The following is a 10,372-nucleotide window of genomic DNA, read 5'->3' on the forward strand; positions in this document are numbered from 1 at the left end:
GGTCTAACAGACCGGGGCTTTTTGCTTCTACAACTTGATTACTGTTGGTTGTAGATAATCGCCAAATCGCGAAGGTCGGCTGGGCCGGTGGCGCCACCAATTTGGTTGGTGGCGCCTGTGCCGATCAGTGCCCCAGCAGCGGTCGCTGCACCAGTTCCCAGGTTAATGTCAAACAGGCTGTATGGGCCGGTCAAACCAACGCGCCCAGCAATCACTCGCGCGCCATCGTCACCGCCCACTACATCAAAGCCGGCGAAGTTGTCCAAGGTGCCACCGATCGCACCGATTTGCCTCAACAAGCCCGTGTTGGGGGGCAGTTGTTGCAGCAAAGTCGAATTGGTGGAATCAATGTCGAACATTTTTGTGGCTGGACTCGGACGGATGGTCGATGAGAAATTGCGGGTGTAGGCAATTTGAGTCACGCTGAAGTCTGCAGCAGCTGGCGTTGGTGCAGCGGCATCAGCTTGCAAGTCACCACCAGCCGCATCGCCGCCGGGTGCAGCCAACCGGTCACGTTCCACAATAGTGGCACCCGTGTCTACGTTGATACGGTAGTTTTCGCCGTCACCAATGCCTGAGCTAACAACTCGCAGGCGGTCTGCTGCTGGGTTGAAGTCGATGCTGTAATTTTTGCCTGCGTCAAATACCAAAGCGCCACCGGCCGTATTGGCATTGCTCAAGCTGGATTCCAGCGTGGCTGCGCCAGTATCGGGGTTGATGGTGTACAGCTTGCCGCTCGTGCCATTGCGCACGAAGCCGTATAGTTCTCCTGTTGCCGGGCGCACATCAATGCCCAACAGCTGATCGCCCATGGCCAACCCTGTCACTGCGACTGGGCTGCTAATCGTGTTCGGAGTGCGCAACGAGAAGCTGAACAGGGTTGGCGCAGTCAGTGTGCCGTTCAAGCCAACAACCGTTGGGTTTTCGTTCAATTCAACAGCAAGACCAATCACGTTACCGCTGATGTTGACGTTGCCCAGCAATGCTGCTGCATTGGTTGTGAGAGGAAATGTTTCGGCTGGGTCAGGAATACGCACTGTGTACAAGCCTTTGCTGCTCCCCACTGTGAGTAGCGCATAGCCCACATTGGTTTCAGGGTCGATGTCAAAACCATTGACAGCTGTTGCTGTTACTCCCAATGGAGCAATATCTGTCAACGTGCCCGGGTTTGCGCTTTGTAGTACCAAGCGATTGTTGATAGTGTCGATGTCAAAAAGTCGGGTGCCGCTGGTGCCATCAAACGAGTTGGTGTAAGCCGCGCCTGTTGTCTCTGCGTTGGCTGGGCCACCGTTGATTTCCAGGTCGGTGATTGTTTGTCCTGCTGTTTTGGTAGCACGGCGATCGTTGTCGAGGAAGATACGCAGGTTCTGGCCTGCATCGCTAACTACACGCAGCGCGTCAGCTGCCGGGTTAAAATCCACGCCAAAATTGTCGCCTAGCAAAGTGGCATAAGCGGCGTTTCCGGGTGAGTCATCTGCGGGGTCGGCCACCAAGGTGGCAATAAAAGTGAGCGCGCCAGTGGTGGTGTTGGCAGTGTAAACACGCCCTACATCACTTGCATCTTTGGTCACTACATACAGGTTGCCATTAAAAGGGCGGAAATCCATACCAATTGCGACTTCGCCGTTGGTCATGAAACCGTTCAATTGGGTGCTGGTTCTTAACTGTGTTGGATTATCCCGGTTTAGAGAAGCCAACTGGTTTGCATCGGTCAGCAGGAACACATCACCTGCGCTCATCGCTGGGGTGTCATCGTCTGAAAAACAACCACCCAACACCAAACTGGACAAAGCCAGTGCCACAAATTTTTTCTTGAATTTCATTTGAATCCCTCTGTCGTTAATGCCTAAAACAGGTGTCAAACCACAAGTCGACACAGAGGGAACACAGCGTGGCGTGTTTTGGATGCAGCTAGTTGATTTGGCCTTTTTGCTTCAAGCCATCAAGATCCAGAATTTCAATATTTCCTCGTCCCAACAACAACAGGCCTTCATGCTCCAGCTCCTTCAGCATTTGGTTCACTGTTTGCCGCGAAATTGACAGCATGGCTGAGAGCTTTTCTTGCGACACATGCAGGGTGCGCGCGCTTACGGTGCTGCTGTCCGATCGTATGCCGTAGCCCTCAGCCATTTGCAGCAAACGGCGGGCAAGGCGGGTGGGGGTGGGTAACAGGGCCGCGTCTTCAATGGCTCCAAAAATAAGGCGAACCTTCTGGGTTAACAGCAAGCCAAATTCACGCCAGTAATTGGGGTTCTCTGAAATCAGTTGATCCAGCAGCGCTTGCCGCACGTGAAACACGGTGGCAGGTCCATCAGCCAGCGCGTCGTGGGTTCTGGGTTGACGGTCAAACAGGCAAATTTCTCCAAACCAGTCCGGTGGGTCAATCAGGGTCAGGATTACATGCTTGTCCTCTGCGCCATGTTTGCTGGCCCCCACAATTTGTACCGACCCGCTGAGTACAGCATACAAACCGTCGGCACAATCGCCTCTGGAGAAAAGGCGCTGCCCGTTCTGGAACTGACGCAAAACGCCATGCTTTAACAAAGCCTGTTGCAGGTTGCCGGGCAAATTGGCAAACCATTTTCCGCGGTTCAATATTTGTTGAATGTTGTGTGTCTGCATTGTTTTTTTGTTATGTCTCCACCTGTTCTACTAAATTAGCATCAAATGTCAGGCAATTGACAGACCTTTCAGCCTTGATTTGTAACCATACAAGCTCAAAATCAAACATTTAGAACATTTGCCGCTTCAAGGAGAACAAGCCATGAGAACGTTGGTCGACCAACTGGCAACCTATGCCACGTATCACCGTGACCCACGCAACATTGCCACCCACTTTGTGGGCGTTCCCATTATTGTGTTGTCGGTGTTAATTCTGTTGTCGCGCGTGTCGGTGGATGTGGCCGGTATCGCGGTTACACCCGCCTTGTTGGTTTTTTTGCTGTCCAGCCTGTTTTATCTCAAGCTGAGCCTCACCTATGGCCTGGCCATGTTTGTCATTCACGGCGTACTACTGCTGACTGCCGGGCATTTTGCAACCTTGAGCACAGCAGCCTGGCTGGGTGCTGGCGTGGGTATTTTTGTGGTGGGCTGGATTATCCAGTTTGTGGGCCATTACTACGAAGGCCGCAAGCCTGCTTTTGTTGATGACCTGATTGGCTTGGCGATAGGCCCACTGTTTGTGGTGGCTGAACTGGGTTTTTTAATTGGCTTGGGCAAGAAAACGCAAGCACAAGTGGAAGCAATTGCAGGCCCGGTGCGCCGCCGCGAAACAGCAAACGCCTAATTACACGCCAGCCAGTGAAGGGGGTTCATCAGAACCCCCAATGCACATCCACTTCTTTTTTCGCCGCTTCTTCCAGCATCTTCAACAAAGGGTAAGCCCTTTGTTCAAGTCCCACATGGTTTTTCAGGGCAATTTTTTCTTCTGCGCTTAGCTCATCCTCATCAATCGGGTTCTCGGCGCGAGCCATGCGTTCGGCATTTACCGCGGCCACCAGTTGTGCATGCGCATGGGCCAAGTCGCGAGGCTCAATCACACCCCGCTCGCTGGGTTCAATACCCATGATTCGAAACAGTTGGTCTGCATTGGATTTGAACATCACAATGTCGCCGGCTGCTTTTGATTTGAATTTCACAATACCCATTCTGTTCACACTCTGGTTATCACTGCTATTGATCTGTATCAAGAGCCCCTACAATGGAGCACCTGCCTAATTTTCGCCTCAAAGCGCCTCATGAAAACAGCCTTTGCTCAAAGCCGTGCAATTTTCGTTTCCCTGCTCGCATTATGCGCCTTGGTCGCGTGTTCGCCCCAGTTCAACTGGCGGGTGGTACCCAACACCGATATTGGCTACATGGCTACATTTCCTGACAAGCCGGCGCAGGCCACCCGAACCATGGATTTGATCGGGCTTCAAGTGCCGCTGACTTTGCAGGCAGCTCAAATTGAAGGTTTATATTTTGCAGTGGGCACCGTGCCTTTGCAGGGCGACCTTGCTTTACAGGGCCCCGCCTTGCGGGATGCTTTGGCCCAGGCGATTGCCAACAATATTGCCGCTGGTCAAGCAGAAGTAAAGCCTGTTCAATGGTTGGGTAAAACCGTGCATGAACTGTCGATCACAGGCAAGTTGTCTTCCGGTGAAGCCGCTTTTGCGCAGGCCCGTTTTTTCGAGCACCAAGGCGTACTTTATGAGGTGTTGATGATGGGCACTGGTGAAGCAGCCAATCCCGATTCAGCCACCTCCTGGTTTGGTGGCTTTTCCCTGCTGGGGCAGTAATGCAATACAAGCCCCAAAATGTATCGCGTGAAATTGGGCCCGATGGGGTAGAACACATGTATGTCAACGGCAGCCTTGCCATGCGCATGTTTGTGATCTTTGCGGCTGCGTACATCATGTCCTATGCATTCAGGGCCATCAATGCAGTCATTGCCCAGCCTTTGGTTCAAGAACTCGGACTGACTGCCGGGCAGCTGGGCTTTTTGGCCTCGGCCTATTTTCTGTCCTTTGCCATCATGCAATTGCCTGTTGGCGTCATGCTGGATCGTTACGGCCCCAGGCGTGTTGAGGCGGTATTGATCGGTTTTGCAGCGCTGGGTGCCTTGTTGTTTGCCGTTGCTGATTCTTATTTGGTGTTGTGGCTGGGCCGCGCCCTGATTGGTGTGGGTGTGTCGGCATGCTTGATGGCGGCTGTAAAGGCCTACTCGCTGTATTTCAGGCCGCACATGCAGGCTAGCTTGTCGTCGTGGATGCTGGTGGCCGGGTCGTTGGGAGCGCTCACCGTGACCACGCCCGTGGAGGCGGCGCTGCCTGCCCTAGGGTGGCGAGGTGTGTTTGGTGTGGCCGCGGTGCTGTGTGTACTGGCTGGTTTTGCTTTGTGGTTTGCTTTGCCAGCGTTGTTCAAACCCCAAAAAACCCAGTCAGTGGCCGACATGGCCCAAGGTTACCGGGCCATTTATGCGCACCCTCATTTTTGGCGTGTTGCCCCCTTGGCGATGATCACGCAAGGGGGGTTCATGGCATTCCATGGTTTGTGGGTAGGCCCTTGGTTCACCAATGTGATTGGGGTCAGCAATGCCCAGGCGGCGCAAAACATGTTCTGGATTTCTGCGGTGCTGATGTTGGGCTATCTGGCCCTCGGTTTCCTGACTCGCAGGGTGTCCAAGGCGGGGGGCGATGAAGATCAAATCATGATGATCGGCATGGGCCTGTCTTTGTTGGTGTTTGCCGTTCAAATTGTTCAGGGCGCGCAATCAAGCCTGTGGGGTTGGTTGATCCATGCTTTCCTGATTTCCTCCGGCATCATGACCTACGCCACCTGCAACAAGCCTTTTCCCAAAAAACTCACGGGTCGGTCCAGTACGGCCTTGAACCTTCTGATTTTTATTGGTGCCTTCAGTATTCAATGGGGCATTGGCATAGGCATTGATACCTTTGTGGCATTGGGGTTGGAGAGTACCGACGCCATGCGGCTTTCGCTGGCCATTTTGTGGACTCTGCAATTGTTCAGTTGGATTTGGTATGCTCGACCTGGACGCAAAGTAAGTCACCTAATTCCGTTTGGGGCAGAACAACAACATCGGGGGTGAGCATGGCTCAGGCTCTTGAGGATGGCAGTAGTCACGAAGCACCGGAGCTTGGAACCGCTTGGACCAGCCCTGATTACCTCGATGAGCAGCAATGCCTGACCAGCATGGAGCGAGTGTTCGACGTGTGCGCCACCTGCCGGCGTTGTTTGTCCCAGTGCAGCACATTTCCCGCTTTGTTCGACCTGATTGATGAGTCTGAAGACTCAGAGCTTGGCAGCGTACCAAAATCGCACTATCTTGATTTGGCCAATCACTGTCACCTGTGCGACCAATGCCATGTGGGCCACTGCCCATATAGCGAACCCCATCCACAGCAAATCAACTTTCCAGCCATCATGTTGCGGGCCAAAGCCGTGAAATTTGCCAAGGGCGGTACTAATTTCGGTGCTGCGTTTGAGCGGCACAATCCGTTCTCCCATTTGGCAGGTATTCCGGTGGTTGCCGCGCTGGTCAACACCGCCGCGGGTAGCAGTGCCGTGCGCAAGTGGATTGAACGCGGCACGGGTGTTGATGCACAAGCCTGGTTACCCAAACTGGCGACTCGAACCTTTCTTGCTCGGGAAAGCAGTTTGATGTTGGCCAGCCCAGCGCAGCCCCCTGTGGTGGCAGACCATGTCAGAGTGCCCCGACAGGTGGCCATATTGGCCAGCTGCTACGTGAATTTGCACGAACCTGAAATTGGTCAGGATTTGATTCAGGTGCTGCAACACAATGACATTGAGTCCGTGGTGGTTAATCTTGAGGCATGTTGCGGTCAAGCCAAACTGAACATGGGCGATCTTTCCGGTTTTGCTGAATTGGCGCGAATCAACATTCCTCGCTTGTTGGCCTTGGCCCAGCAGGGGTATGCACTGGTGTCCCCAAGCCCACGCTGTGCGCGAATATTTACTCACAACTTGCCTGCTCTTTTCCCGGCCAATGCCGAAATTCAGCAAGTGAAGGAAGCGTTTTGGGCGCCTACGGAATACCTGATTGCCCTGCACGGCGAAGATGCCTTGAAAACTGATTTCGTCCATTCTTTGGGCAAAGTGAACTATCACGAACCTTTCTTGGGCGGTGCTCATTTGGGTATTGCCAGGCACACCGAGGCTTTGTTGGCCTTAATACCAGACACTGAGGTAAACGTTGTCAAGGGCAGCCCTGGCTTTGGTGGTGACTGGGGTAGTCGGCGTGAGCACTTTCCTATGGCCATGAAAATAGGGCGGCAGGTAGTGCGGCAAATGGCCGACCAGGCCCCCGATTATTTGTCGACAGACTGTCAATTGACGGGGAGGCAAATTGCCTGGGGTATTGAAAGCCTTGGCCTTTCACAAACCCCCGATAAAAAACCGGAACTGGTGCATCCACTGAGCTTGCTGCGAATGGCTTACGGGTTGTGATTTAGCTGGTAAGCACAGGCGAGTGGTTGCCCGCCTCGCCACTTAGCGCCTTTCTGTATTGAATCGCTGTGGCAATGTGCTTCTTGTCAATGCGGTCTGCAGTGTCGAGATCAGCCAAGGTGCGTGCAACCCTGCAAATTCGGTGCAGTGCACGCGCTGAAAGATGGTTTTTTTGTGCATAGGCCAACAACAGTTTTTCAGCGCCGCTGGCAGGTTTGCAATATTTGTTGATTTGGCCCGCGCTCATTTCACCATTCAGGCAGCCCTGGCGTTCAAGTTGAATGGTTCGGGCCTGTTCAACTTGCCTGCGCAGCCCAGCGCTGCTGCCGAACTCAGAGTGTTGCGTTTCCCCCGTTAGCAAGGTGCCGTGGTCAATGGCTTGCACTTCAACTGAAATATCCAGCCGGTCGGCCAACGGACCAGACAGTTTGTTTTGATATTTTCTCACTTGGTCTGGCGTACATCGACATTCTTTTGCAGGGTGGCCCAACCAGCCGCAGGGGCATGGGTTGTGGGCACATACCCACAAAAACCTAGCGGGAAAACTGGCTTGATGGCCCGATCTGGAAATATTCACACGCCCGGTTTCAAGCGGTTCACGCAACGACTCCAGGCAACGTCGATCGAATTCCAACACTTCATCGGTGAACAAAATGCCTTGATGGGCCAGTGTAATTTCACCTGGTGAGGGTGGGTTTCCGCTGTTAATTCCATTTAATAATGCGACTGTGTGTCTTGTAAAATCAAGAGTTTAAACGCATTATATTGGTTAAATAATGCGACCAAATTACACTTTTAAATGCGACTGGATAGGAAATCATAATTAATGACGCAACTGGATTCTAAGCGCCCTGTCCGACCGCTCAAAACTAGTCGAAGGTGTCTGACTGGCCGTGTTTCGACAGGTGGAGAAAGCGCGAATTTTGAGTCTTCTTTAGAAAGGGATTGGATTGCAGTGCTGGACTTTCACCCTGCGGTTAAAAGCATCCGTGAACAACCTTTCTCCCTGTACTACGATCTTGAGGGGGTTAAAAGGCGTTACACGCCAGACGTTTTGGCTGAGTGGTCAACGCCTCACGGCCATGTAAAAACAATCGTGTATGAGGTAAAGCCGATTGACGAATTGCGAGCTAATTGGAAAAACTACCGCCCGCGATTCAAGGCTGCAGTTCGATATTGCCGTTCGAGAGGTTGGAAATTCAAAATTGTGACCGAGCGCGAGATCAGAACCCCTTACTTGAAGAATGCCCAGTTTCTTAGACGCTACAGAGCCCTTGATCCTCAAACGTTAATTGGTGATCAGCTTCTCTACACTCTTAAAGCTCTAGGACCAACCACGCCACAAGCCCTGTTGGCTGCATCGTATTTGTACCAAGATACCAGATTGAAAGCTATTCCAGAACTATGGAGGCTAGTGGCTTGTGGACAGATTGGTGTATTTCTGAATGAAAAATTGACTATGAACAGCACCATTTGGTTGGCCGGAGCTTGATATGCCAGGGATATCAAAAGCATTCTTCAAGGTGGAAGTTGGTCAATTGGTGGCTTACAAAGAGGAACAATTCAAAATCACTCATCTGATCTCCGTGGAAAGTGTTTTAGCGCTGAACTTACGAACACTCGAGAGCGAGCGTCTTCGCATCGATGGGATTAAGCTCGTAGCAAATGATGATGGTTTAAAGGACACAAGTGTTGTAGGTCATATCGACCTAACACTCTACAGCGAGGAGGAATGGGCCGAAGCTCAGCGCAGATTTTTGGTGATCAAGCCACTGCTCGAGAACCCTATTCGCTCCAGAACCGATGCTGAAAAAATTGCTGATAGCAGTGGAGTTCATGTAGCAACATTGTACCGTTGGCTGAAGAACTATCAAGAGGCTGGACATGTATCTGCTCTGGTTCCATCAAAACGAGGCCGAAAGTATGGAAGTAAGTTGTTGGCTCAGGAGCAAGAAAAAATCGTCGAGAGCGTGATTGAAGATATTTATCTGAGCAAGCAGCGTCACAAGCCCCAGGATGTGATTGAAGAGGTCAATAGACGATGTCGCTTAGCGAAAATTGCTGCCCCTCACTCAAACACTGTGCGGCACAGGCTCAATCTACTTGACCCTGCAGCTACGATGCGACGGAGGGGATTTCAGGAGGCAGCTCGTAACAAATACGCCCCTATTCTTGGGCAATTCCCTGGCGCCGATTATCCACTCGCGGTGGTACAAATCGATCACACGGAAGCTGACATCATTTTAGTGGATGAAGTTCATCGAAAACCGATAGGTAGACCCTGGATGACTTTGGCCATTGACGTATGTACTAGAACGGTTGCGGGTCTTTACATCACCTACGAAAAACCCAGTGCCGCATCTGTAGGTATGTGTATTGCTCACGCAATTTGTCCTAAACGCGAGTACCTCGCCGAGCTTGGAATCGAGGGTGACTGGAGTGTTTGGGGTGTTATGAGTGTTGTTCACACGGACAATGCAAAAGAGTTTCGCGGAGTGGTTCTTGATAGGGCTTGTGTTGAATACAACATCGATCTGCAGTGGAGGCCTGTACTGCTGCCGCATTACGGCGGTCACATTGAGCGCCTGATGGGCACGATGGCCAATGAGATTCGCAAACTGCCCGGTGCAACTTTCTCAAACCCGACGAAACGCAAAGGTTACAACTCTGAAAAACATGCAGCGATGACACTTAAGGAATTTGAGCGTTATCTAGTGGATTTCATAGTCAACGTTTATCACCAGCGCGTTCACTCGCAACTGGGAATGTCGCCCCGACGAAAATGGGAATTGGGTGTGATGGGGGACGAGCATCTGACAGGAACCGGGATCATGCCAATTCCTGAGGATCCGCTTAGAGTACGGTTGGATTTCATGCCATTTTTTGAACGGACTGTTCAACAGTATGGGATCAAAATCGATTGCCTCAGTTATTACGATCACATTCTAGATCCCTACATCAACTCAGTTGATCCAGAGAACAAGCGTGAGAAGAAAACCTTTGTTGTCCGCCGAGACCCACGGGACATTAGCAAGATCTATTTTTTCGATCCTGCTGACAACAGGTATGTTGTCATCCCTTATCGAAATGTTGGCCAACCGGCGATGAGCGCATGGGAGCTAAAAGAAGTTCAGCAATTACTTAAAACTCAAGGGAAGGAAGATGTCGACGAAGCCATGATTTTTGAGGCACTGGGGCGAATGCGTTCTCGAATTGAAGAAGCGAAACACAAGACTAAAGCTGCTCGCCGTCAAGCGACAAGAAACCCCTCTGTGAACGGTGCCAGGCCAGGTTCAGGAAGTGCCAACGACACCTCAGCTTTAAAACCGACAAGTTTCCCCATGATCGAGTCGAGTTCTGTTGCCAGTGACGATGACCCTGTCAGTAACACCATTAAAGTCTT

10 protein-coding genes and 1 pseudogene are annotated in these 10,372 nt (G+C 51.8%); 6 read left to right on the forward strand and 5 right to left on the reverse strand.

From position 1 onward, the window contains the following. Positions 1 to 38: 38 nt before the first annotated feature. Both B4N58_RS08620 and B4N58_RS08625 read right to left on the reverse strand, forming a co-directional pair. Positions 39 to 1,823, reverse strand: coding sequence for a DUF4394 domain-containing protein (locus tag B4N58_RS08620; RefSeq protein ID WP_291748199.1), 1,785 nt, complete (start codon positions 1,821 to 1,823; stop codon positions 39 to 41). 88 nt (positions 1,824 to 1,911) lie between these two features. Next, positions 1,912 to 2,622 carry a Crp/Fnr family transcriptional regulator gene (locus B4N58_RS08625; protein ID WP_291748202.1) on the reverse strand — a complete coding sequence of 237 codons (711 nt, stop codon included), beginning with the start codon at positions 2,620 to 2,622 and terminating at the stop codon, positions 1,912 to 1,914. 142 nt (positions 2,623 to 2,764) lie between these two features. Here B4N58_RS08625 and B4N58_RS08630 point away from each other — a divergent pair, with 142 nt between their 5' ends. Beyond that, complete coding sequence (locus B4N58_RS08630) at positions 2,765 to 3,286, forward strand: DUF962 domain-containing protein (protein ID WP_291748204.1); 522 nt, start codon at positions 2,765 to 2,767, stop codon at positions 3,284 to 3,286. A 28-nt stretch (positions 3,287 to 3,314) separates the two neighbouring features. Here B4N58_RS08630 and B4N58_RS08635 read toward each other — a convergent pair whose 3' ends face one another. Then, positions 3,315 to 3,638, reverse strand: coding sequence for a DUF1840 domain-containing protein (locus B4N58_RS08635; RefSeq protein ID WP_291748206.1), 324 nt, complete (start codon positions 3,636 to 3,638; stop codon positions 3,315 to 3,317). Between the two features lie 99 nt (positions 3,639 to 3,737). Between B4N58_RS08635 and B4N58_RS08640 the strand changes: the two genes are divergently transcribed. From B4N58_RS08640 to B4N58_RS08650, 3 genes are read left to right on the forward strand one after another with little or no spacing between them, the layout of a single operon-like run. Next, complete coding sequence (locus B4N58_RS08640; protein WP_291748208.1) at positions 3,738 to 4,280, forward strand: hypothetical protein; 543 nt, start codon at positions 3,738 to 3,740, stop codon at positions 4,278 to 4,280. After that, positions 4,280 to 5,590, forward strand: coding sequence for an MFS transporter (locus B4N58_RS08645; protein WP_008248265.1), 1,311 nt, complete (start codon positions 4,280 to 4,282; stop codon positions 5,588 to 5,590). The genes B4N58_RS08640 and B4N58_RS08645 overlap by 1 nt, the downstream gene beginning before the upstream one ends. A 2-nt stretch (positions 5,591 to 5,592) precedes the next feature. Further along, positions 5,593 to 6,969: a heterodisulfide reductase-related iron-sulfur binding cluster gene (locus B4N58_RS08650; RefSeq protein ID WP_291748213.1), complete on the forward strand. Its 1,377-nt coding sequence runs from the start codon at positions 5,593 to 5,595 to the stop codon at positions 6,967 to 6,969. 1 nt (position 6,970) lies between these two features. Here B4N58_RS08650 and B4N58_RS08655 read toward each other — a convergent pair whose 3' ends face one another. Both B4N58_RS08655 and B4N58_RS08660 read right to left on the reverse strand, forming a co-directional pair. Next, complete coding sequence (locus tag B4N58_RS08655) at positions 6,971 to 7,354, reverse strand: hypothetical protein (protein WP_291748227.1); 384 nt, start codon at positions 7,352 to 7,354, stop codon at positions 6,971 to 6,973. Continuing rightward, positions 7,349 to 7,693, reverse strand: a pseudogene (locus B4N58_RS08660) (ATP-binding protein); the annotation flags it as partial. The pseudogene B4N58_RS08660 and the gene B4N58_RS08655, both read right to left, overlap by 6 nt. Positions 7,694 to 7,795: 102 nt before the next feature. Between B4N58_RS08660 and B4N58_RS08665 the strand changes: the two are divergent. Next, positions 7,796 to 8,461: a TnsA endonuclease N-terminal domain-containing protein gene (locus B4N58_RS08665; protein WP_291748215.1), complete on the forward strand. Its 666-nt coding sequence runs from the start codon at positions 7,796 to 7,798 to the stop codon at positions 8,459 to 8,461. 1 nt (position 8,462) lies between these two features. Then, a partial coding sequence (locus B4N58_RS08670; protein ID WP_291748218.1) for a Mu transposase C-terminal domain-containing protein occupies positions 8,463 to 10,372 on the forward strand: 1,910 nt, incomplete at its 3' end.

Origin of the sequence: Limnobacter sp. UBA3528 (assembly GCF_002377005.1) — a bacterium.
Lineage (GTDB): Bacteria > Pseudomonadota > Gammaproteobacteria > Burkholderiales > Burkholderiaceae_B > Limnobacter.

Bases quoted from the DNA above. Each gene is read 5' to 3' on its own strand.
- B4N58_RS08620 (WP_291748199.1), bottom strand. From the start codon at position 1,823: ATGAAATTCAAGAAAAAATTTGTGGCACTGGCTTTGTCCAGTTTGGTG.
- B4N58_RS08625 (WP_291748202.1), bottom strand. From the start codon at position 2,622: ATGCAGACACACAACATTCAACAAATATTGAACCGCGGAAAATGGTTT.
- B4N58_RS08630 (WP_291748204.1), top strand. From the start codon at position 2,765: ATGAGAACGTTGGTCGACCAACTGGCAACCTATGCCACGTATCACCGT.
- B4N58_RS08640 (WP_291748208.1), top strand. From the start codon at position 3,738: ATGAAAACAGCCTTTGCTCAAAGCCGTGCAATTTTCGTTTCCCTGCTC.
- B4N58_RS08645 (WP_008248265.1), top strand. From the start codon at position 4,280: ATGCAATACAAGCCCCAAAATGTATCGCGTGAAATTGGGCCCGATGGG.
- B4N58_RS08650 (WP_291748213.1), top strand. From the start codon at position 5,593: ATGGCTCAGGCTCTTGAGGATGGCAGTAGTCACGAAGCACCGGAGCTT.
- B4N58_RS08665 (WP_291748215.1), top strand. From the start codon at position 7,796: ATGACGCAACTGGATTCTAAGCGCCCTGTCCGACCGCTCAAAACTAGT.